Below are 23,215 nucleotides of genomic sequence, written 5' to 3'. Positions count from 1 at the left end.
TAAGTGATAAGTCGCAAACGGACTTAAAACGGATTCACTATTTGGTTATCTGCACAGGTTTTCCGTCGGTCAGGTTCAGTTGGCCGGTGGTTACAACCACGTCGCCAGCCGACAGGCCGCTTAGTACTTCGATGCTGTCGCCAAAGTCCCGACCGATCTTGATCATGCGTTGTTTGGCTACATTGTTATCTACGACGTACACGTACGGATTCTTAACGCTTTCAACCAAGGCCAGACGCGGAATCTGCAAGGTTTTCTGGTTTGATTTCTGCGAAAAGTCCACGTTCACGAACGTACCGGCTTTCAGACCGTTGGCATTGGCAATCGTGATCTCAACGGGGTAGTTATGTTCTTCGCTACCCTGCGGAGCGATGTATGAAATCTGACCGGTAAACACTTTGCCAGGAAATACATCGGCGGTAACGCGTACCGACTGTCCTTTTTGCAGCTTGTACACGTCGCTTTCGTTGACCTGTACCTGTACTTTTAAGCGGCCTACATCCAGTACTTTGCCGAGTGTGCTGCCTACCGTAATGTACACGCCGGGTTCGATGCTTTTCTGAACGATCTGGCCGCTGATCGGTGCTTTAACGTTAGCATCCTGAATCTGCTTCTGGATCTGCTCCGCCTGATTGACCGCATTTTCGTAGTTGAACTTGGTATCGTTCACCTGAATCTCGGTGGTTGCATTACCAGCCAGCAGGTTGTTGTAGCGGGTAACGTCTTTTTTCAGCTTGTCGATGTTTAGTTTGGTCGCTTCCAAAGACAGTTCCTTGAGCCGGTTGTCCAGCTCCACCAACGTTTGGCCCTGACGGACGGGCGTACCCAAGTTAAAGTTAACGCGCGTTACCTTGCCAGCGGTAGTTGCCGTGATGTTCGCTTCCCGGAACGGAATCAGGCTTCCGGTCTTCACCAGTTGCTGGCTAACGGCGCCTTCTTCTGCGCGGGCAACCGTAACCGGAATTGACGTATTGACGTTGACGACCGGCTTTTTCTGCTCATCAATCTTTTCCTTATTCGAGGCCAGCCGGAACCCAATCAGAGCGACAATAGCTACAGCGGCTACGACGGCGATTAGTGTTGTCTTGTTCATGGTATATTTGGCGGTTGTATCTTACAGTTGATTATAGAAATTAAGTAATGTGCCCTTGGATTGTTCGAGATCAAGCCGGGCCTGGTACAGATTGATGAGCGAATTGATGTAATCGGACTGGGCCTGACGATACGACGTGTCCGCATTCACCAGATCGGTCAGTGATTTGACGCCTTGTTTGTATTGCAGGGTCGTGATGTTGTACACCTCCTGAGCCAGCTTTACGTTGCGGTCGTTGTTCTGAAGATTCGTCTGCGCACGCTGGATCTGCGACTGCGCATTGTTGAACTGCAACCGATACGACGCCACATTCAGGCGCTGCTGTTCTTCCTGAGTCAATACAGTGAGCCGCTGCTGTTTAATCTGGGCATCGCGCTGCAAACCGTCAAAGATGGGGATGTTCAGGCGCAGGCCGATACTACCGAAACCAGCGAATCGGTCAAACAATTGATCAAGTTTCTGAGCCCCCAGGTTGAGTGTACCGTAGTTGGCGGTAAAGCTGACAGTAGGTATATAACCAGCCTGTATCCGTTTCAATTGCAGCCGTTGCAGATCCAGGTTGGTCGAAGCCTGCTGGAACGAAACCAGGTCCTGCGCATTAAATGGCGTCTGCTCCAGCGTAGGAAGCTGCGTAAGCAAGGTCGAATCCGACAAAACCAGATTCTGATCGTCCGGCAGCCCCATCTGGTACTTCAGACGGTTGTAAGCCAGGTTTAAATCATTTTCTGCTAAGGTCAGCTGCGACTGTGTACTGTTGTAGTTAACTTCGGTACGGGTGTAATCAACGGGTTGAATGACGCCATTGTCGCGCTGCAACTTCAGAATGTTCAGCACCTGCTGAGTCCGTTCCAAGTTGTCGCGAAGCAAAGCAATCTGCTGCTGCGAGATAAACACTTGATAATAGTTACTCGCGATGTTGTAAATAATATCCTCGCGGGTTTGGCGAGTGTTCAATTGCGCCAGTTGCTGGTTCGGCTTGTTGGCTTTGATGCCAAGCAACAGCGCCCGGTCATAAATCGTCTGAGAAGCCTGACCCGTCACATTCAACTGATACTTCTGGCCGATGATCAGTACCTGGGGTTCGGGACTAAACAACCCCGCCGGAATAATACTTTGCTGAAGCTTCAGGTTATCGATCGCCGTTCCCGATGCCGACACCTGAGGCAAATATTGTCCCAGCGCCTGACGAGCCTGCTGATTCGCGTTTTCAATCTGATACTGAGCGATGCGTACGGTGCCAAAATGCTGAAGACCGTAGTCGATACAATCTTTCAACCGAAAATTAGTGGTTGATTGGGCCCAGCTGCTTTGTGCCAGCATCAGCAATAAGCCCAGTACAATTTTATGTTTCATGAGTCAAATACAGTTGAGCTATCTACAGTAGACATATCAACTAATCAATAAAAAATTTATTTATCCAACAGAGAAGTTATTTTATGCAGCGTCGACAGAAATGAGCTTAGTTCATCAGCCGGTAATTGATTGGTAACCTGCTGATCGATCTGTTCAATCGTTTCGATAACCTTCTCGACCACCAGTTGCCCGGCGGGTGTCAACCGGATCAGGTTTTTCCGACGATCCACCTCATCCGCAACGATGCGTAAATAACCATCTCGTTCTAAAGTGCGTACAGAACGTTGAATGCCCGATTTATCTTTGTGAAGCAAGTTGGCTATCTCCTGCTGCGACAACAAACTATCTCCCGAGAAGTAAATAATAAACAGGATCGGCAATTGCTCCAGCTGTAGCCGGAAGCCCGAACGGACCAGTTCGCGGTTAGCTTTCTTACCCATCAAATGACCAACGTGGGTAATGGTGAAGAGCGATATCCGCCCCATCCGCTCCGATAACTTATCCCGTAGTTCTGCCTCTTTATCCGTAATCATGCCGTAAGACCATCATTATGTTGATATATCAACCAAATTGCGGGTAAAAAAGTTGGCTAATTTTTTAGATTTTCGTTACGTACTAATACTTGGTTCGAGACTGGGAAATGGCGGAGTTGCAATGCTTTGAATGAACCGACGAATGGCCCGTTCAAACAACATGTCCGGTTTCTTAAAGAGCGCTACCATATTGGGGTCTTCAACTTTTTCGAGCAGCTTGGCCCCCTGTTGCGGCTGAATATTGGTAATCAGGTTGATGTACCCCTGCATCATGCAGAACCAGCTAAAAATGACTTCGCCCACTGTTTCAGAGTCCGAATACACTTCGCCAAACAGCCCTTCAATCTTATGCTTCGTCTCGGCCATGCCTTCGAAGATCATGTCCCGGTGCTGCTCGATGCGATCCGGGTTATGCATCAACCGATAGATCTCGGGTCGATCATGGGCAAACCTCCAGTTCTCCATTGACAGGCGAACTATCTTTTCGTCGGCATTGAGTTCCATAGCCAGGATTTCGTCAAACGCGCGTCGATTCTCGTCGTGACCAGCTTTTACGATCGTCATTAAGACATCCTCTTTGTTGGCAAAATGCTCGTATACGATGGGGGGCGTATAGTCGATTGCTTCGGCAATACTCCGTATCGTTACCGCATTCCAGTCTTTTTCACGGGCTATCTGCCGAGCCGCGTCCAGAATCCGTTGCCGTACCTCTGCTTTTTGCCGTGTTCTGCGATCTGTGACACTCATTATCTAACGCCTTGCAAATTATCTAACAAAGGTAGATTTTATTTGTTTAGTCAAATTCAGATTTTTAGCTTTTTTTGATAAACGGTCATTTATAACGCACAAAAGGTCATTCTGAGGTTAACACCAGAATGACCTTTATTAGTAAAATGCAAAAATTTATGACATCTATCTGATTTATCGATCAGAATACAGACACATGGCTTACGTGGAGCACGTAGAAAAAAAGTAGGTATACAAGAGCAAATCCCAGCGACAGGCCAAAGTAACGGTAAACCGGGCGGCTACTCTTCTTAAACAGTGCCAGGAGCAGATTGACCAGTATAGCCACGACGGAAGCCGGAAAGTTCATCAGGCAAAAAATACCGATCAGGCTGGTCGCAAACAGAGCAGGTTGCAGAAACAGCCCACCGAAGATACCGTAGATAGCACCCATGCCAAAACCTACGGCAAGGAAATACAGCCCATACCGAATACCCAGCTTCACCTGACTGGTAAACCAGGGCAGAACTGCTTCCTGGGCAGTGGGACATTCACTAGTCATCGTTGATTTGGGTTTGGCGGTGATTCAAAATCAGAAACCGGGGACATCGTTCGGCGTTTACGCAACTTTTTCTTTGCTTTCCCTTTCCAGCGGGGCCACCAGATAACAAGCCCCGTAATAAACAGTATCGAAGGGATCAGCGAGGCTATGAAAGCAACCACGCGGGTTACGCTGCCACCGAAGGTTCCGTAATGGATGGGCGTCACCCAGTTCAAGTACATTTTTCCCGTATTCGGCAGATCGACAGCGGTATTGAAATTAATTTTGCCTGAATACTGATCAACGTAGAGAAAATTGTTGTCGCCCGTTTTCGTTACGTAAGGTCCCTGCCCATACACCGCGTAGGCTCCTTTCACCCCATCGGGAAAGACCACCCCCCGAATTTCGCTTTTCGGTGGGAAGGCCCGTTGCGCAATGGCAACCGCCGAATCAATGCTGATCGGTTTAGCCCCTTTTACGTAGACCGATTTATTATTGAGAATCTGCGCCAGTGATTTCGGCTTCTCGAAACTCACCAGAAACATGACCGGCGCAATAATCGTCAGAAACGTAATAACGACCCCCGTCAAGGCAATCAGCAGTACCATCGGCGACGAATACAGACCCAGCACCTGGTGCAGATCGTAATTCTGACGTGACAGGCTGGCATTCCGCTTGATAACCAGCCGCGATTGCAGGTACTTCCACTGCCGGGGAATCCACAACCGCAAACCGCTGATCGTTAAAATAACGAGTATCAACGCACTGATCCCCACCACATAGCGACCAACGACTGGAATAAGCAGCGTGCGGTGTATCTCCAGTACGATGTCGATAAACGCCGAATCGTGAATGCGCGAGCCGGTAACCGCACCCGTGTACGGGTTGACGAAAATTTCCCGCTCCGGTTCTTTCCCTTCCAGATGAGCGCGGTAAGGCAGATTTTCATGGTTATTACCCTCGGCTCGGAACAAAAATTCCGGTTTCCAGTCGGGATGATCCCGTTTGAGTTGCTCGGTAATCTGCCCGAACGACAGCTTTTGCCCCTGAGCTGGTGCCTTGAATAATTCTGGATTTAGCGCCTGATCAATTTCATCGCGGTATACCAAAATCGTTCCGGTCAGGCTGACAATCAGGATAATGGTTCCGGCAATCAGTCCTAACCAGACGTGCCATTTACCGTACCACGTTTTCTGATGGCTGGCCCAGTTTTTCTTTTTCCGAAGGGATTCTGCTTTCATGGTTACCCTGATTTAGTAAACAGCACGTTCGGTTAGACTACTCTTATTTTCTACTGCGATAACTTAACCAGACCAACCGCCACACCACCCGCCGTGATGTTGAATAGCGACTTAGCTGAACCGTCAGCGGGATTGTATTCGTAGAAGCCGTTTACTTTCTCCGCGTCATTGAGCATCTGGAAGTACAGCTTATCATCGTATTTGTACGAGTTCGGATAAGAGAATCCGGCGGTAAAAGGCATACCCGGAATAGCCGTTGCTGTTTTAGCGTTCAAATCCAGCTTGACCCACTTGTAGTTTGAGCCGTAGATCACTAATTGATACAGTTCAGCCTGCTCGGCAGCCGTGGCTTTACCCTGGGCGAACTTAGTGATTAGCTCCGTAACACGAGCCGGATATTCCCCCGCCGTTACGCAGGCATAAGCAATACCGTTCTTGTCGTAAACACCACCTACCGCAATCTGAACGATCAGATTAGGAAAGCCAAGTGCCGTAACCGGGTTGAATCGGTACGATGCATCAAATTCGGTTGTCCCCGCCGGAATTTTAATGATCTGTGGTTTTGACGAAACCGGCGCATTAGACCCCACTTTACCGTCCAGTCCATACGATCCCTGCGTCAGAAAATAGATATTCCCTGTTTCATCAATCAGCGGATTGAGCGAACCCCGTTGGTACGGGTCCATTGCATTGGCAAACTCAATTGTTTTTTCCCGCTTTTTTGTCGTTAGGTTAATGACTTCGACATAAATGCTCGTGGCGTCGTAGTACTGCGACGTTTTTGAATTGGAGGTATATAACGGAGCGAACAGGCGATTGTCCGACGCACGGTATACCATGTTGTAATACAGGTTGGCGTCGTTGGTATCGATGATTTTGGCACCAGTCATATCAATCTCCCCCGTCTTGGTCATCGTCGATGGGTCGAACGTGAACAGCTTTCCGGCAGTTGACTGTTCGGCGTAAACGCCCAGCGTTTCGTTGATGATCTTCACCCCACCGATGTACGACGTAGTAGGAATGTTGCCTTTCACTACGATCTTACCGGTCGCATCAACGACTAGTTTCGATAAGCCCGTTGTGCCGTCAGTAGCCTGCGAGAAGAACGCATTCTTATACGTAGCGACTGGACTAATGAATTTAAACGAAGTCTTCTGGGTTAGATCGATCTGACCAGAGGGTATTCCATCGAAATAACCCGCAAAATAGCTGGAGCCAGAGGGTGAATAGGCAATCGTGGAAGCTACAAAACCGGAGGTTTTATCGGTTGTTGTGGGTGTCGTAGGTGTTGCGTTATCCTCTTTGGAACAGGATGATAGCAATGCAAGCAGGGAGGCACTGAGCAGTAAAGATTTGTACCAAATCGTCTTCATAGTTAGCGGTTGTTTAACTCATAAATCAGTTGAAAATTGACGTTACGGCCGGGCCGGGGTACTCGGTAATAATCGTATAGTTCGTTGTTCAGCACATTCTGGACATTCAGCGAAGCGGTTAGATGCTTTTTCAGGAATTTGTACGAAGCGCCAACATCAAGGACATTTTGAGCCGGTATGTAATTGTCCTGGTTGTACTGAGCACCGGTCAAAATGTGGGCGAACTCGTTAATGCGGTTGTAGAAGACAAAAACGCCTAGATTGTTGTCGTCAGGCAGGTTGCGAAACGTATAACGCAGCTCCGTATTGAAAAAGAATATTGGTTCGTTCGGCAACCGTAAGCCTTGCATAAACTCCTGCGTACGATCGGCTACTTTCACAATTCGAATGTCCTGATATGTCAAGTTAACCGTTGCCAATAGGTTCGCCAGCGGACTGGCTTTCACGGCCAGCTCTGCCCCTTTCACGGTTACTTCCTGCCGGTTCTCGTAGCGGGCAAAAAAGCCACTGTTCGCGTTCAGGATGATGCGGTTCTTTTGCGCCCGATAAAATCCATTCAATTCTACGTTGAGGAACTTAGTGCCGAAATAGCGCGTGAAGGCACCACCAAGATTGAGGTTGTTGCTTCGTTCGGGCTGAATACCGAGGTTGGACACAATAGTCGCATTGTCGCCGAAGACTTCAACAAAATCCGGGATACGCATCGCGTTCTCGTACGAAGTGCGCACAAACAACTGATCGCTGATCGCATATTTCAACGACACATTTCCACCGGGTTTCGTATTCGCCAACGAGATCGGAAGGTTCGTCAATCGTTCAATACCCTGCAAGTTGACGTGGAACAGCTTTCCGGCGACGATAGCGGTGAGTTTGTTTTGGAACAGATTGGTTTCGTATTGCAGGCCGGTGATATTCTTGATCAGATCCTGCGGACGTCTGAGGTAATCGATTTCGCCCTCCGCTTCCTGAATAAGCGGATTGTAACCGGTTTGCTTTTTCCAGGCGTAAAAGTTGCTGAGTGTGAGTCGCCCTGCGTTGCCTAATGCGTAGGCTACCGTGGTTCGGTTAACCACGCCATCGGTTGAAATATGCGGAAACAGCGGTCCGGCATGGTTATTACTTTCACCCCCAAAATTTGACCGGCGAATGACTTTCCCCGTCCAGCTATAGATGTTTTTGGTGGTGTCGGTAAAAACGTAGTCAAGCCTACCGTAACTGGTTAGCGACGAGAGGGCTATTTTTTCGTTGAAGCTCTTCTCGTATTTCAACGATAGCGTGTAGTTGTTGGCTTTATAGTGCGCTTCGCCAAACGGAACATTGCCAATCGCTAAGCCGTTTTGATACGCCCGGTAGATGTCGGCATACGTAACGCCAAGCTGCAAATCGTCGGCCCAGGGCCGGTTCATAAAACCGGCGGTGAGCCGGGTGTACAGCGATTTATACTGATCATTGAACCGCCGGACCGTAATCGGCTGTCCCGACTCCACATCGACCGCCCGCATTTTGAAATTGTTATCGGAATAATCGTACGAAGAAGTCAGGTTGATATAAGCCGATTTTTGTCGGTTCACCGCTCCCACCACCAGACCACCTTGATGAGTGTTGAATGACCCGATTCGGTAGGAAGCCCGCAGGTAATTGTACTGAGCCTGATTTGTAACGACGTTGATTCCTCCGCCCAGGGCATCCGTCCCGATATCCACCGGCATAACCCCCTTGTACACATCAACGCGCTTGATTGAATTGATCGGTATCTGACTGATGTTCAGGCCAGCGGCCACAAATTCGATGGGTATACCGTCGATGTACAGCCGGACCGAGTTGCCCCGTAATCCGTTGACGGAAATATCGGCGGGAGCACCCGCAGCTCCCGTTGAACGTACCCGAATACCGGACACCTGATCGAGCGCATCGGTAACGGACGATTTCCTTTCAAAGACGTTCTTGATATCCAGGCTCGAAACTGTAATTGGCTGCGCCGATAGTTTAGACGACTCCGATTTGCCAACAACCTGTACTTCACCCAGATCGACCGATGACGGTTTAAGCGTAACGATTAACTCGGTTGTTACCCCGGCTTTGATCGCAATGGTTTCTTCGTGCCGATGGTGTCCCACTGATGAAACCAACACCGTGTATGTTCTCTCTGGAAGTTTATGGATAGAAAAGCGACCGGCAGAATCCGTTATGGCTGATTGTTTAGTGTCTTTCAGCGTGACGTGCGCCTGAATGGCGGGTTTGTCGTCGGCTAATACGATGCGTCCTGCTAACTGTCCGGTTTGAGCTAGAGCCAATAAGGGTACGAGCAAAAAACACAGCAGTAGCAAGCCGCTGATACGGTAGAGTGGCATCATAAAAAAATGGTAGGATCAACGAGGCAGCCGCAAATATAAATTACCAACGATCATTATTTAGATTAATTAAAAATAATTTTTATTCCTGCCATTTTTGCTGTTGCTTTGCCAGACGAAATAATTACAGTAGTAATGAAGAATCATTTCAGACTAGCTAATCTTCTTATAGTCTTGATGTTACCGGTATCGCTGCTGGCTCAGTCCGTGGCGACGATCAAAGGAAAAGTGACGACTGCCGACGGCGATCCTGCGGAATACGTAACGGTCAGTTTGAAAGGAAAAGGCCAGGGTTCTATCACAAACGGCAAAGGTGAGTACACGATAAATCGAGTGAAAGCCGGAACCTACACGGTTCAGGCGACGGCAGTTGGCTTGAAGACCAGCGAAAAAGAAATAACCCTTACGGCTTCTGAATCGGCAACGCTGGATTTTATGCTGGCCGAAAGTACCGCGCAGTTGCAGGAGGTAATTGTCAGTACGGGACGGATCAACAAGTTTGCCCGGACCAACAGCGATTACGTGTCTAAAATGCCGCTCAAAAACATAGAAAACCCTCAGGTCTACAATACCATTGGCAAAGAGCTATTGACCGAGCAGCTTGTCTTTACGGTAGACGATGCAATGCGCAACGCACCGGGTATTCAGAAAATGTGGGAAGCAACAGGCCGCGCCGGTGACGGTGGCAGCTACTACAGCACACGGGGATTCATCGTGCAGAGTCAGCTCCGGAACGGTCTGGCCGGTAACGTGACCAGCGATATCGACGCCGTTAACCTCGAAAAACTAGAGACGATCAAAGGACCATCGGCGACCTTGTTCGGCAGTGCGCTCACGTCGTACGGTGGCCTGGTCAACCGGGTGACCAAAAAGCCTTACGAAACGTTCGGTGGCGAAGTTGCGGTATCGGCGGGTAACTACGACTTTCAACGGGTCAGCCTCGATGTGAATACACCTGTCACCAGCAGCCGTAATCTGATGCTACGCGTCAACACGGCGTTCAGCCATCAGGGCACTTTCCAGACGATTGGCTTTAACCGCAATTTTGCGCTCGCTCCCAGCCTGCTGTTCAAACCTTCGGACCGGCTGTCGATCCAGGTTGACGCCGAGATTTTCCGGTCTGAAATCGTGGGTAAGCAGCTTATATTTTTCTACGTTCCCGGTTATACACTCGGTGCTACGCGCGCTGACCAACTAGCAATCGATTACCGCAACTCGTACATGGGCGGTGGCCTGACTCAACAGTCACGAAGCACAAACGTATTCGGTCAGGTCAATTACCGCATCGCGCCCGGTTTTACGTCATCGACTAACGTTAGCACCAGTCACAGCTATTCGAACGGTATCGGCCCCTATTTTTACCTCCTTCCGGGTGGTACCACATTAGGCGTCAACAACCTGGTACGGGCGGATCAGTCGACTCGCAACAGTACCAACGACGTGTTCGAAGTTCAGCAATTGTTCAACGGCGATAACCGGCTCGGTAGCCTGCGCAACCGGTTTGTGCTTGGTCTGGATTACCTGCACGTCAATTCGAACCAGTTGTTTTTCGGCAGTACCTACGATACGGTTCCTCTTTCTGGAAACTACGACTATAGCCAGTTCAACGGAGCCAATCTGAACGCTCTTTACGCCAGCAAAGCACCCGACTTTACGTATCCGGTTACCGGCATTCGGAACACATACAGCGCTTTTCTGTCCGACGTGTTGAATTTGACAGATCGATTGAGCGTACTGGCTGCGTTGCGGGTCGACCATTTCGACAACAAAGGAGGTACAGAAGGGAGCGCCGTTGCGGGTTATCAGCAAACAGCCTTCTCGCCCAAGTTTGGCTTGGTTTATCAACCCATTCTCGATAAAGTGTCTGTATTTGCCAACTACCAGAACAGCTTTAACAACCGGGGCATATACAACGCTTATGACGTAACGGCTTCCGACAGCCTTACCCAACGATTCGCGAAACTCGAACAAGCCAATCAGTTTGAAGCAGGTGTAAAGCTGAACGCGTTCAGTGGCCGATTAACGACAACGATCAGCTATTACGACATTAAAGTAAAAAACCTGCTTCGCACCGATCCAAACCCACTAGCGGCTGCCCGCTTCGCCCAAACGCAGGACGGTACGCAGGTAAGCCGGGGTGTAGAATTGGACGTGGTTGCCAACCCGTTTGCGGGCTTCAACGTGGTAGCCGGATTCTCGTACAACGATTCGAAACTGACTCAAGCCGATGCCGACGTAAACGGACGTCGCCCCACGACAGCCTCCTCGCCCGTACTGGCCAATCTGTGGCTGAGTTACCGCTTACCCGACTACGTCGTGAAAGGGCTAGGCTTTGGTTTCGGGGGCAACTACGCCAGCGAAAACAAGATTCAGAACAGCGTAAGCCAGGGCGTATTCAGCCTACCAGCCTACACGGTATTGAACGCATCAGCATTCTACGACCAGCGGAAGTTCCGCATCTCGGCCAAAGTTGACAACCTCACCAACCAGCATTACTGGATTGGCTACACAACGATGAATCCACAGCGACTGAGAAGTTTTGTTGGAAGTATCGCTTACAAATTTTAGCAAATAGAACGGACCAATGCAAAAAGCGTATCGAGGGCTCTCGATACGCTTTTTTTATGCCTTGTACTGGCAATATCGTTTAAGGTCTCCAGTCGCAGGCAGGAGCTAGCCATTCCTGACCGGGATCAATCGGAGCCCCATCGGGTGGCGTCTGCGGATTTGTCGGCTTAATATCGGCTACATTACCCTCGGCGCGACGAAGCTGATCCAGCGCAAAAAAATGGTGAGCGGCTAGTTTCGAATTCGCATCAGCGCCATTGAGTTTCGCTTTCAGCTGACTTAATTTCAACCCTGCTATGGCCCGTGCCTGCGATGTTGCTTCCTGGTTATTGGCTAGATCAATCATCTTTTGCAGCAGTAGCTTATCCGTTAACCGCTTTACTTCGGCCTGATACCCGTCGGCGGGGTCCGCTTTGTACCAGGTTGCCGCCAGCAATTGATCCAGCATCGACTCCAGGCTAAGTTGCGCCGGATCAAGGGCTGATTGCGCTACCAGCCGACTTACCCGCTCCGTATTGAACAGCATTTGCAGTGTCATGCCCGCAGCCGCTTCGGGCGCGGCCATTGGGTCAAACGTAATGCCCGTCCGCCGTTTGAACACTTCCCGGAAGTTGGGCTCATAGCGAAAAGGCCGGGGTGGAATCAACGTCAAAACTGATTTTGGCAGCGCCAGAAAAGCCGGGTCGATTGTCGTCAGCAAAGCGTCCAATGCCCGTTTCTGCTCTTGTACCGGAACCGTTGACAGCACCGATTGGCCGTCGCCCCGAAGTGCATTGGCGTAGGTTTGACCAGCCACCACTTTCGCAGCCGCTTCGACCTGATAGCGGTGAAACATGTACATCGGCACCAGCACTTCTTCGAGCATGGCCATTGGCGTACCGACGGGTATTTTTTTCTCCGAGAAATTGGCTAACGCAATTTTGCGAACCTCCGACACCCGTTTCAACTCGTCAACCGCATTGTTGCCGTTATCCCACAAATGGGTACCGGGATGGGCCGATCCTTCCGGACGCGCATCCTGATCGGTCAGGAAGGTTAAGCCCGCTTTGTGCATATCGCCCACAATCTTGTCCAGCGCTTTTTTCTCGTCCGCTCCGGCCGGAAATTGTTCGTAGCCGTAGCGAATGCTCCATTTATCGTACTCACCAATGTTTTTGGTATAGGCATCGGACAGATCGATACTGGCTCCTTTCACCTTAGCCACCATCGTTGGGTAATCCATAACCGACGCCCGGTTCTGCGTGCTGGCAATGTAGTTATGCGGTAAGCCAAGCGTATGACCGACTTCGTGCGCGGCCAGTTGACGCAGGCGTTCAATCGACATCTGCATCATCGGGTCCGACGACGGAGCGGCTGCACTCGCATAATCGCCTACTAATCCCTGGGCGATCAGATAGTCCTGACGCACACGCAGCGAACCGAGCGTTACTTTTCCTTTGATAATCTCGCCCGTTCGGGGGTCGATGATGCTGCCGCCGTACGACCAGCCCCGTGTGGACCGGTGAACCCACTGCACCAGGTTGTACCGAATATCCATCGGATCGGCATCAGCAGGAAGCAGTTTCACCTGAAAGGCGTCCTTATAGCCAGCCGCTTCAAACGCCTGATTCCACCAGGCTGTACCGTCTACCAGCGCTGAACGAATGGGTTCGGGCGTGCCGGGATCGACATAGTAAATGATCGGTTTCACCGCTTCGCTAACTGCTGCCGATGGGTTTTTCTTTTCCAGCCGGTGCCGCGAAATGTAGCGTTTCATAATCGGCTGATTAACGGGCGTAGCGTAATCAAAATACTCGATGCCGCCGTAACCGATGCGGGGGTCAAAAGCGCGGGGCTTGTATTTATCGTCCGGCAGTTGCACAAACGAATGGTGCTGGTGCATGGTTATCGCGGACGGCGTTGGGGCTACCTCGCGCAGAAAAGCACCCGGATTATCGCCGGTCAACGTAATGATTGTTTCAAACTCGGTGTTTTGGGGGAATGCTTTTGTGCGCGGCAAATAAAACGAGCTACGACTTGGATCAAATTTAAAGGTACCCTGCTTGGTTCGGGTGATGGCCTGCACCGCTCCAACGGCGTCCTGCATCAGAAAAGAGGTCAAATCGACCAATACCTTTCCATTCTCTTCGGCTACAATATCGAAACCGGCGTGCACCGATTTCGCAAACGATTCGTTGACTGCCTGCCGTTCGAGCGGGTCGTTACTGATCGCGCGATACGCATAGTTGGGTTCGATCAACAGCACTTTCGGACCACTGCGCTGAAACTTTACAACGTGTTCCTGTCCGAGCCGGCCCCGATCCAGGCCAATATCGTTCGATCCAACGCCCTGCGCCAGCGTCGGATAATACAGAAATTCGGTGTCGAATTTATCGATCTCAAGCCAGATCTTTCCTTTTTTTGCATCCCAGTAATAGGTCATAAAACCGGGATTACGCTCCATCGCTTTCGTAAACGTAGCGATAGTCACCGCCGAGCCAGACTCAGCGGGCGATTGAGCAAAAATTTGGCAATTAACGGCGAGCGCAAGGTAAAAAAGAGCAAATAAGCGTTTTCTCATAGGAAATAGATGGTTGTATTTACCGCTCAAGATACAGCAAAATCGCTTACGGATGAATGGATGAGATATGGGCGTCGCCTTGACTACAGATGTAAAGCGCTAAAGGGCTTTCTACGGATTTGATATTAACTGATACCGCTATTTATTCTTTTACCCTACTAACGTTTTTGTCATTCCGACGCAGGAGGAATCTTTTACTCCCGAAGATTCCTCCTGCGTCGGAATGACAAAAAAACTACCAATTTTTAGAAGTTATCTACATGTTTACTGGCGGTCCGGGCCGTTGTCAGGATAACATAATACACCGTCTTTTAACCCACAAAAAAATGCGGCAGACTGAGTAGTCAGTCTGCCGCATGGTATCAAGTCCGAAAACAAACTCGCCGTTTACAGCGGATTCTGGACGATTTTCGGGTTGGCGTTAATCTCGCGTCGCGGAATCAGGAATTCCCATTGATTATCACCAGCCGGTACGTCGAAGAGCACCACCACAGCACTGTTGATGTTGGTTGTTCCGTTGCGGTTCAGCGGCTGATTTGTACGTTTCAGGTCGGTAAACCGGAAACCTTCACCCCAAAGCTCGATACGACGGTTAAACAAAATCTCGTCCAGTAATGCTGTGCCCGTTTTGGTTGACTTGACATACGATGGATCGCGCTTGCTGACCAGATCAAACAAGGCAGTAGCGGCCTGAGCGGTATTGCCCAGACGCGCCTGTGCTTCGGCTTCGATCAGGTACATTTCTGCGGCACGCATGTACGGAACGTCACCCATCGTACTGGTTGAAGGCGTACCCGGCAACCGGAATTTCTGATTCAGATAAGGTACCCGTACACCACCCGTCGGCACAACGGAGTTAGCCGCCGTTGGCGTTTTCACCCACATCTTCGACCGCACATCCGTCGTGGGAATCTGATCGTAAAGCAGGCTATTGATGGACTTCGGCGTCGCACGAATATTGGTCGAGTTGAAGTTCGACGATATGTACGAATGAAACGCGCCAAACGTTTCGGACTGATCTTCAACGTGATCGAAGCCCCACATCCATTCGGGGTTGCTGATGTCCGAGAAACCTTCCTGATACTGCGCAACGCTCATCAGCGAGTACGACTTTCGGGCATCGGCGGCATATTTGGCGGCATCAGCCCAGTTTTGCTGCGCTAGAGCCACGCGTGCCTGGAGGCCCTTGATCACGTCAAGATTAATGTGCGACTTAAAGCTGCGGGTGCTGGACAGCAGCGTAGCAGCGTCGGCTAAATCTTTGTTGATCTGCGTATAAACTTCCTCTACAGTTGCTCGTGGCAAGCCTTCCGTTATGGGCGTCAACACCAGGGGTACACCAAGCTGGCTATTGGGTTTAGCAGCCGCGTCGTACCGCTTACCGAAGAGCTGCACCAGGTTGAAATAGGAAAAAGCCCGAATGCCAAGCGCTTCGCCTTTTACCTGATTCCGCTCCGATTGGGTACCAGCGGCATTGTCGATGTTGGCAATCGCGATGTTGGCATTACCGATGAGCCGGTAGTAGAGCTGGTAAGGCAACTGGTCGCCCGTAGAGGTCTCGTCACGGTGCGCCTGCCAGCGTGTTTCATTTAAATGCCAGGTGTTCGATGTGTTGCTGATTACCACGTCTTCACCGAGTACATCCTGGATAATCATCATGGCCGGATGACCAAAGTGTCCCTGCGAACTTAAGTACCGCACGACCATCGCCCGGTAAATTCCGTTGATCGCAGCACTGGCATTTTTTGTTGTGGCGTAGGCCGCACTGGCGTCGATGCTACCAGTGGGGGCTGTGTCCAGATACTCTTTTTCACACGACGTGGTCAGCAGGAGCAGCGCCATACCAAGCGTCAGAAATTTTATTTTCATGGGTTGATGATGCTTAAAGCGTAAATGAAACACCCAGTACTAAGCTCTTGGCTGGGCTGAATGCACTACTGGTTACTCCGTTAAACTGCTGCTGTACGTTCATGCCTTTCCGACGGGACAGGAAGAAGAAGTTTTCACCACTCACATAAACCTGCGCGTTTTCCAGGAATAGTTTACGAGCCACCGTAGTCGGCAGCGCATAGGAAAGTGTTACGGACCGAATGTTCAGGTAGCTGGCATCGATCAACCAACGGTCGGACTCTGCGTTGAAGTCGCTCGTCCGGCCTGCGTCCATGCGAGGTACGTCGGTGACATCACCAGGGTTGCGCCAACGTTTCAGAATGTCTACGTGCTTTGCGCTACCGTACCCGCCCGAACTCATCAACGTAGCATAAGCGCCATCGTAGGTTTTACCGCCTAACTGATAAACAAACAGCGCCGTCAGCGAAAGCCCTTTGTACGTAAACTTGTTCGTAAACCCACCCGACAGCGCCGGAATAGACGATCCGTTGTAGTGGTAACGAGCATTATTGACACTAGTTGTTAGCGTGTCACCCGTTTCGGTAATGCGTGAGTTAGACGCTACGTAGTTAGCTGCCCGATATTGAGCCTCTCCCGTATTTGGATTGACGCCTTTGTATTCCCGTAACCAGTAATCGTAGATGGACCGGCCCACGGCGAGTTTTTTGGTTCCATCAATGATTTCAGGGTTCTCGTCCGGCATTTTCGTGATCCGGTTTTTGATATGCGTAGCATTCAGGTCAATACGCCAGGTAAAGTCTCTGGTGCGAAGCGGTTCAACACCTAGTTCGACCTCAACGCCCCGGTTGTACATCGTACCAATGTTGCGGGTAACCGTTAGAGTACCCGTCGATAACGGAAGCGGTACAGCAAAAATCAGGTTCGATGACCGGCGGTCGAAATACTCGACTGTACCCGAAACCCGTCCTTTGAACAGACTGAATTCGAGCGCGGCATCAAACGCGTTGCTAGATTCCCACTCCAGATTGCGGTTGCCCAGGCTGGTTTGCAGGATTCCGGCTTCCGATGCGTTGTTCCAGCTACCTAGTCCATACAGGGCCTGCCAGGCGAAATAGCTAATGGTGTTGTCCTGAGCCCCTTGGCCAGTATTACCGCCCCCATCGTTACCGGTTTGCCCGTAAGACGCTCTTAACTTAAGCGCGTTGATGGCCGGAATAGACCGGACAAACTCTTCCTGATCTAACCGCCAGGCTCCGCTGACTGAGTAGAACGTTCCCCAACGGGCATCCTGCGAGAATTTGCTGGAACCGTCGCGACGAACCGAAGCGGACAGGAAATATTTCTGATCGTAATCGTAATTGATCCGTGAGAGATATCCTTCTACCCGGCGCATGAAGGAAACCGAAGCCAGGTTTGTCGTGGTAGTGAAGTTGACCAGCTCGTAGTTACCTTCTACGATCTGCTGCGTACGCGCCCCTTCCAGGTTGTTGTCGCCAACCTGAAAATTTTCGTGACCGAGTAACACTTCAACATTGTGCTTGCCGAACGACTTGTTGTAATTCAACAACTGGTTGAAGTTGTAGCTATTGATGTTTTGGAATTCGTGCGTTGCACGACCCGCCGGAGCGCCATCACCAATTTCGGGGTTCCAGAATGTGTAGGTGTTCGTGTTGGTAAGGTCGGTACCGATGTTGGTAGTGAACTTGAAATCGTTCAAAAACGAGAACTCAGCATACCCTCGGGCACTCAATACGTTACGACGAAAGTAGTTCTGGTTCAGCATCGTTTCCGCAATGGCGTGACGACCACCGTATTGCGGTCTGGAAGGTAATCCGAGTGAGGTCAGGTTACCATAATCCCAGCGCCGATTGCCATTAGGTAGCGTCAGGAATTGCCCCGGATTCGCGGGATCATACGCGTAGATGGGATAGATAGGCCCCATGTTCCGCGAGAAATAGAAGGGGTTGACAAATGACGTGCTCCCCGAGTTACCACCCGCATCGGCCTGATTCGATTTGGTAATGGTTGCCGCCAGGTTAGCCCCCGTCCGCAACCAGGGCTTCATTTGCGAATTGATGTTGAGTCGGCCCGTAACCCGGTTGAAATCCGACCGAATCAAATAGCTTTTATCGCTCAGGTACGACAGCGACATAAAGTAATCCGTCTTGTTCTGACCACCGGCAAAACTCACGTTTACTTCATCGCGGTTACCCTGCCGCGTCAGTGGCTTCTCCCAGTTCAGATCATCGGGCGAGTATTTCAGCTGCGCGTTCGGATTCATCTGGCCGTTGACATCGACGACCTGGTTATCCGGTACGTTATATACGTTATAACCAACCAAGCTGATCAGCTGATTCGTGGCATTCTGGTTAGCCGTTGCCAAAGCGACCGGGTTTGTGAGTCGGTAAGCAACACTATTCCGATAGGTTTCCCACATGAGCGGGTAATACTCACCTACTTCAACGCGCTCATACTCCGGCAATCCCCGCGTACTTACTCCTTTCGTGTAGCGAACATTGATCGAGCTACGATCTTTCTGCCCTCTTTTCGTCGTCACGACAACCACACCGTTAGCGGCCCGCGCTCCATACAACGCCGTTGAAGCCGCGTCTTTCAGGACCGAAATGTTTTCAATATCGTTCGGACTGATGTTGGAAATATCTCCCGCATATGGAATTCCGTCTACTACGTAAAGCGGATCATTTCCCGACGAAATAGAGCCAAATCCCCGAATTCGAATAAGCGGAGATGCACCAGGCTGCCCGTTTCCAGCGGTTGTTTGAACACCCGATACGGCTCCTGACAAAGCCTGAGCAACGTTGTTGACAGGGCGGTCCTGAATTTGAGTGGGTGAAAGTGTACCGGCCGATCCTGTAAAAGAAGCTCGCTTGGCGGTACCAAAGGTTGTAACGATAACCTCATCCAGATTTGCCGCATCAGGAACCAGACTAACCGTGATGGTAGACTGATTACCAACGGCGATTTCCTGCGACGCGAAACCAATAAAGCTAAACACTAAACGGCCATTTGCGGGAACGCTTAAGCGGTAATTACCGTCCGCATCGGTCGTTGTACCACGGGTTGTGCCCTTGAGTTGGACACTGACGCCCGGTAGCCCTGATTTGTCTTCGGAGGAAATAACTCGACCACTTATACTGGCATCTTGCGCGAATGCCGATAAGTTGAGAAGGACAGTCAGCAGCCAACTGCACACTAGAAGTTTTCTCATGAAGTGTTAGGAAAAGAAGGTTCTTTAATCACTTTTTAATTAGGGCTACAATATTACTAGATTATTATTTTAAACAATAGATTATTCTAAAAAATACTTATCAAGCAGTCATTCATACGGCTAAAGAGGTATATTTAATAATTTTATGATTATATAGACTTTTTTCTATAGATCCTGGTAAGTGATTCTACCAAGTAGTAGTGCTTAGTAGCTACTTATGACCACACCGAAAAAGCAGGCCAAATCGTCCCCATTGGTGATCTAATCCTCGCTTGAATTCGCTTGTCTGCAAGGATTGCGTAAAAGAAAGTTGAACGTTTTTGTAGGCAACAACACCGCCAACGTCGATTAAGCCAAGGAAATGTTCCAGTTCTACAGCGGGCAAGGCGTAATAGTTATCGACTCCTTTGAACCAGCCCCCCTGAAGCAGCGAATTGTCGAGTACCGCCCGGAAGGATGTTCCCAGCGTAGCATAAAACTGTATTCGTCGGCGCGATTGACCCGACGACGGATCGTAAAGCCCCGTAGCGTTCTGAAAATAGTCGTTGAATAAGCCGATCCGCAGCAGGGTTCCCATTGTAACGTAGTTGCTCAGCATGCCTATGTTGCCGTCTACGTGACCAATAATGTCCACTACGGGCGTAAACTGTGGGATGATCCGGGTATCGTATCCGACATAATAACTGATCGCCGGGTCGTTCGGCATCTGGGTACCCCACCCTTTCGGCTCCTTGAAATTCTCGGCCAGATGGAACCATTGCTGAACTTCGGCAGCTCCGCTTAAGGGACCAATTACGCCGGCGGTAAGCTTTGAGATCAATCTTCGTCCCGCTACTGCATCACTGGTTACCAAGCCCCATGATAGGTAGAGATACCCCGCGTACGGATGATCGTTCGGATACAATGGCCGGTCGCGAACCGTGATGTTGCGGGGCGTATAAATTTCCTGTCCGACACCAAAATCATACTGATACGTATAACGTCGATCTGCTTTAGCTCCTAATTTCAATAAGGCATAATGAGTGAGCCATTTTCGCCAATAATTACTCAGTAGTTTTATATGAACACCGTTCGTATAGTACCGATCAGACGTATTTTTTGCCCTGAGTTGAAACGCATCATTGTCCCAGGCCAGACTAAGATAACTACCAACAGCCGAGCTATCGGCAGATACAGTAGACTGGCAAAGTGCCTGAGCAGGACGAAGCAACAGCGAACAGAGTAGCGTTGTATAGAATAATCTTGACACAAGTGTAGGTTGTATTCGGCGAAACACTGACTACGCCAAATATATACTATAAAACAATATCGGTAACTATTAGTAGATATATAAGTCTGTTCTAATACACATAATTCTTTTCTTCCGACTTCGTCAATAAGCGGGGCCGTGGTGTCGGTTTCTCAAAACCGACACCGATTGCTGACGCGCAGGGTCGGTTTTGAGAAACCGACACCACGGATCGCATGTAGCCCCAAAAGCTCAGTGCTCCCCTAAAAAAATCGCCCGACCTTTTGGAAAAGTCGGGCGATACTCTGTATACTAGTTGTCGGCTTAATCGACTAGTTGACACCAGCACTTTTCAGATTAGTCTCCAGATACGTTGTATACTGCTGATAAAGCAGCAGCTGAGTCGTTGAACTGTAGGCTACCCCGTGGGCGCCAGGCGGATAGATGCGTAGATCAGCATCTTTCCCCGCATCTTCCAGAGCATTCATCAGCTGAAACGTGTTACGTACGTGCACATTCTCATCCATTGTCGAGTGAGCGACAAACAGCTTACCCGCCAGATTTTTAGCGTACGTAGTCACAGCACTCACTTTATATTTCTCGTCATTTTCGGGCAGTAGGCCCATATAACGTTCGGTATAGATCGAATCGTAAAGCCGCCAGTCGGTAACGGGTGCCCCAACGAGCGACACCTTGAACACGCCCGGATGAGTCAGCATGGTGTAACTGCTCATGTAACCTCCGTAGCTGTGACCCCGGATCGCCATCCGACTACCGCCAATCCATGGCTGTTTCGCCAGATAAGCGGCAGTTTCGGCAAAATCCCCGCTTTCGTATTTACCCAGCTTCTCGTACACTATTTTCTCAAAATCACGCCCGTAACCACCGCTTCCCCGGTTGTTGACGCCCACCACAACGTAACCCGTTTGAGCCAGCCACTGATGCCAGCCCCCTACCGTAAATTCGTTATAAACCGACTGTGAACCCGGTCCACCGTAGATGTCGAGCACAACCGGGTATTTTTTCGTTGGATCAAAGTCAATGGGTTTGATGATCGAGATGTCGATTGGCTGTCCGTCGGAGGTGGTAAACGTAACCAGTTCTTTCGGCGCATACGTGTGACTGGCGACGAAATCAGCGACTTTTTTATTTGTTTCCAGCGCTTTGAGGAGCTTGCCTTTGGTGTCCCGTAACTCAACCTGCGTGGGCGTTTGCACATTGGAGTACCGGTCAATAAAGTACTGACCATTGGGCGAAAAATTGACCGTGTGCCGACCGGCTACCGTTGTCAAACGACGTTTGTTTTTACCGTCCAGATCCGCCACGAACAGATGCCGTTCCATCGGCGAAACCTCCGTTGAGGTAAAATAAACTTTCTTGGCTTTGGGGTCGATATGGTGCAGGTACGTTACTTCCCATTTTCCGCTGGTGACCGCATTGAGCAGCTTCCCGGCGTAATCGTAGCGATAAAGATGGGCGTAACCGTCGCGGTCCGATACCCAGTAAAACTCTTGCACGCCCGCCGGGAAATACAGCAGATGATTGATACCCGCGAAAAAGTCAAAGACATCGACCCAGGTATTCGCCTTTTCTTCCAGGATTTGTTTAGCATCACCCGTACGGGCGTTTGTCATAAACAACCGCATGTGATTTTGTTTGCGGTTCAGATGTATAATGGCGAGCTGTCCTTCCTGCGTAGTCCAGTAAATGCGGGGAATATAGCCGTCGCCCAGTTCCACGTTCATCCATTGCTTCGCCTTTTTGGCAATTTCGATGACACCAATGCGGACAGTCGGATTCTTATCGCCCACGCGCGGATACGGCAGCGAATCAAATTTTTCGTCGAAACCTTTGTAATCCGTTAGTTTGTAGATCGGAACCTCCCGCTCGTCCGATTGCCAGAACGCAATGAACTTACTGTCGGGCGACCACTCCCAAGCCTGCGCCAATCCGAACTCTTCTTCGTAGGCCCAGCCAAACCGACCGTTGTAGAAAGCAGGCTTCGCGTCGTTGGTAAGCTGCGTTTCTTGCTGCGTAGCAAAATCAAACACAAACAGATCGCCACCCCGCTCGTAACCAACTTTCTGCCCGTCGGGTGCCAGTTCGGCCGTTTGTGCGTCTTTGGCAACGATTTTCAAACTCTTATCGGCAACGGAGTAAACGTAGTAATCGGACACACCCGACCGGCGGTAAACAGGTCGAAAATTTGTTTGAAACAGGATATTTTTCGAATCCTTCGACCATTGAAACGAGCCGTAGGTAAATGGTTTGTCAGTACCGGGAAATTTTAGTTGACTCCCGTCGAAAACGATGTCCTCTTTCTGGTCATTCGGCGACAGCGTTTTGATAACGTTCTGACCATCAATGAACGAAAATTTGGTCCCGCCCTCAATCCAGTTCACGCTCCGTGGTCCTGATGATCCGTTCAACTGTCCGGTTGCTGCCAGCGCCTGTTGAAGCGTGGCATACCGTTGTTTGGTCTGTGCATTGGTCGACTGAGCAAATCCAGCCCAGTTCAGTAAGATGGCGAAGCTCAGAAACCAGCCGATCTTAATACGAGTATTCATG

At 50.1% G+C, this 23,215-nt stretch carries 14 protein-coding genes; 1 reads left to right on the top strand and 13 read right to left on the bottom strand.

Features of this window, described 5'->3' with window-relative positions; translation table 11 throughout:
• Positions 1 to 37 precede the first annotated feature (37 nt).
• The 8 genes from M0L20_RS11835 to M0L20_RS11800 all read right to left on the bottom strand — a co-directional run bounded on the left by M0L20_RS11835 (position 38) and on the right by M0L20_RS11800 (position 9,214).
• Entirely contained in the window at positions 38 to 1,093 is a 1,056-nt protein-coding gene (locus M0L20_RS11835) for an efflux RND transporter periplasmic adaptor subunit (protein WP_248477145.1), read from the bottom strand.
• Positions 1,094 to 1,114: 21 nt separating this feature from the next.
• Positions 1,115 to 2,446, bottom strand: a complete 1,332-nt coding sequence (locus tag M0L20_RS11830) for a TolC family protein (RefSeq protein ID WP_248477144.1) — start codon at positions 2,444 to 2,446, stop codon at positions 1,115 to 1,117.
• A 56-nt stretch (positions 2,447 to 2,502) separates the two neighbouring features.
• Entirely contained in the window at positions 2,503 to 2,979 is a 477-nt protein-coding gene (locus tag M0L20_RS11825; RefSeq protein WP_248477143.1) for a MarR family winged helix-turn-helix transcriptional regulator, read from the bottom strand.
• 75 nt (positions 2,980 to 3,054) lie between these two features.
• On the bottom strand, positions 3,055 to 3,726 hold the full coding sequence (locus tag M0L20_RS11820; protein ID WP_248477142.1) for a TetR/AcrR family transcriptional regulator: 672 nt from the start codon (positions 3,724 to 3,726) through the stop codon (positions 3,055 to 3,057).
• 181 nt (positions 3,727 to 3,907) lie between these two features.
• The gene (locus M0L20_RS11815) at positions 3,908 to 4,267 is read right to left on the bottom strand and encodes a hypothetical protein (RefSeq protein WP_248477141.1); all 360 of its coding nucleotides are present in this window, start codon (positions 4,265 to 4,267) and stop codon (positions 3,908 to 3,910) included.
• Positions 4,264 to 5,487, bottom strand: coding sequence for a PepSY-associated TM helix domain-containing protein (locus M0L20_RS11810; protein WP_248477140.1), 1,224 nt, complete (start codon positions 5,485 to 5,487; stop codon positions 4,264 to 4,266). Before M0L20_RS11810 ends, M0L20_RS11815 begins: the two co-directional genes overlap by 4 nt.
• Positions 5,488 to 5,537: 50 nt before the next feature.
• On the bottom strand, positions 5,538 to 6,860 hold the full coding sequence (locus tag M0L20_RS11805) for a DUF4374 domain-containing protein (RefSeq protein WP_248477138.1): 1,323 nt from the start codon (positions 6,858 to 6,860) through the stop codon (positions 5,538 to 5,540).
• Between the two features lie 2 nt (positions 6,861 to 6,862).
• Entirely contained in the window at positions 6,863 to 9,214 is a 2,352-nt protein-coding gene (locus tag M0L20_RS11800; RefSeq protein ID WP_248477136.1) for a TonB-dependent receptor, read from the bottom strand.
• Positions 9,215 to 9,388: 174 nt separating this feature from the next.
• On the opposite strand from M0L20_RS11800, the gene M0L20_RS11795 reads away from it, so the two are divergent.
• Positions 9,389 to 11,779 carry a TonB-dependent receptor gene (locus M0L20_RS11795; protein ID WP_248478078.1) on the top strand — a complete coding sequence of 797 codons (2,391 nt, stop codon included), beginning with the start codon at positions 9,389 to 9,391 and terminating at the stop codon, positions 11,777 to 11,779.
• A 79-nt stretch (positions 11,780 to 11,858) separates the two neighbouring features.
• Here M0L20_RS11795 and M0L20_RS11790 read toward each other — a convergent pair whose 3' ends face one another.
• From M0L20_RS11790 to M0L20_RS11770, 5 genes are all read right to left on the bottom strand, one after another.
• Positions 11,859 to 14,339: a zinc-dependent metalloprotease gene (locus M0L20_RS11790; RefSeq protein ID WP_248477134.1), complete on the bottom strand. Its 2,481-nt coding sequence runs from the start codon at positions 14,337 to 14,339 to the stop codon at positions 11,859 to 11,861.
• A 387-nt stretch (positions 14,340 to 14,726) separates the two neighbouring features.
• Entirely contained in the window at positions 14,727 to 16,208 is a 1,482-nt protein-coding gene (locus M0L20_RS11785; RefSeq protein WP_248477132.1) for a RagB/SusD family nutrient uptake outer membrane protein, read from the bottom strand.
• A 13-nt stretch (positions 16,209 to 16,221) separates the two neighbouring features.
• Positions 16,222 to 19,419 (bottom strand): SusC/RagA family TonB-linked outer membrane protein, encoded by a 3,198-nt coding sequence (locus M0L20_RS11780; RefSeq protein ID WP_248477130.1) that lies wholly within the window; start codon positions 19,417 to 19,419, stop codon positions 16,222 to 16,224.
• A 211-nt stretch (positions 19,420 to 19,630) separates the two neighbouring features.
• Positions 19,631 to 20,668: a lipid A deacylase LpxR family protein gene (locus M0L20_RS11775; protein ID WP_248477128.1), complete on the bottom strand. Its 1,038-nt coding sequence runs from the start codon at positions 20,666 to 20,668 to the stop codon at positions 19,631 to 19,633.
• A gap of 311 nt (positions 20,669 to 20,979) precedes the next feature.
• Positions 20,980 to 23,214, bottom strand: a complete 2,235-nt coding sequence (locus M0L20_RS11770) for a S9 family peptidase (RefSeq protein WP_248477126.1) — start codon at positions 23,212 to 23,214, stop codon at positions 20,980 to 20,982.
• Position 23,215: the final 1 nt, after the last annotated feature.

The sequence above is a fragment of the Spirosoma liriopis genome, assembly GCF_023196085.1.
In the GTDB taxonomy this organism is placed as follows: domain Bacteria; phylum Bacteroidota; class Bacteroidia; order Cytophagales; family Spirosomataceae; genus Spirosoma; species Spirosoma oryzicola.
This window is presented reverse-complemented; position numbering and strand designations above follow the sequence as displayed.

Excerpts from the sequence above, each read along its gene's own strand:
- M0L20_RS11790 (WP_248477134.1), bottom strand. The coding sequence starts at position 14,339 with ATGAGAAAACGCTTATTTGCTCTTTTTTACCTTGCGCTCGCCGTTAAT.
- M0L20_RS11805 (WP_248477138.1), bottom strand. The coding sequence starts at position 6,860 with ATGAAGACGATTTGGTACAAATCTTTACTGCTCAGTGCCTCCCTGCTT.
- M0L20_RS11800 (WP_248477136.1), bottom strand. The coding sequence starts at position 9,214 with ATGATGCCACTCTACCGTATCAGCGGCTTGCTACTGCTGTGTTTTTTG.
- M0L20_RS11825 (WP_248477143.1), bottom strand. The coding sequence starts at position 2,979 with ATGATTACGGATAAAGAGGCAGAACTACGGGATAAGTTATCGGAGCGG.
- M0L20_RS11780 (WP_248477130.1), bottom strand. The coding sequence starts at position 19,419 with ATGAGAAAACTTCTAGTGTGCAGTTGGCTGCTGACTGTCCTTCTCAAC.
- M0L20_RS11820 (WP_248477142.1), bottom strand. The coding sequence starts at position 3,726 with ATGAGTGTCACAGATCGCAGAACACGGCAAAAAGCAGAGGTACGGCAA.
- M0L20_RS11830 (WP_248477144.1), bottom strand. The coding sequence starts at position 2,446 with ATGAAACATAAAATTGTACTGGGCTTATTGCTGATGCTGGCACAAAGC.
- M0L20_RS11785 (WP_248477132.1), bottom strand. The coding sequence starts at position 16,208 with ATGAAAATAAAATTTCTGACGCTTGGTATGGCGCTGCTCCTGCTGACC.
- M0L20_RS11810 (WP_248477140.1), bottom strand. The coding sequence starts at position 5,487 with ATGAAAGCAGAATCCCTTCGGAAAAAGAAAAACTGGGCCAGCCATCAG.
- M0L20_RS11835 (WP_248477145.1), bottom strand. The coding sequence starts at position 1,093 with ATGAACAAGACAACACTAATCGCCGTCGTAGCCGCTGTAGCTATTGTC.
- M0L20_RS11770 (WP_248477126.1), bottom strand. The coding sequence starts at position 23,214 with ATGAATACTCGTATTAAGATCGGCTGGTTTCTGAGCTTCGCCATCTTA.
- M0L20_RS11815 (WP_248477141.1), bottom strand. The coding sequence starts at position 4,267 with ATGACTAGTGAATGTCCCACTGCCCAGGAAGCAGTTCTGCCCTGGTTT.
- M0L20_RS11795 (WP_248478078.1), top strand. The coding sequence starts at position 9,389 with ATGTTACCGGTATCGCTGCTGGCTCAGTCCGTGGCGACGATCAAAGGA.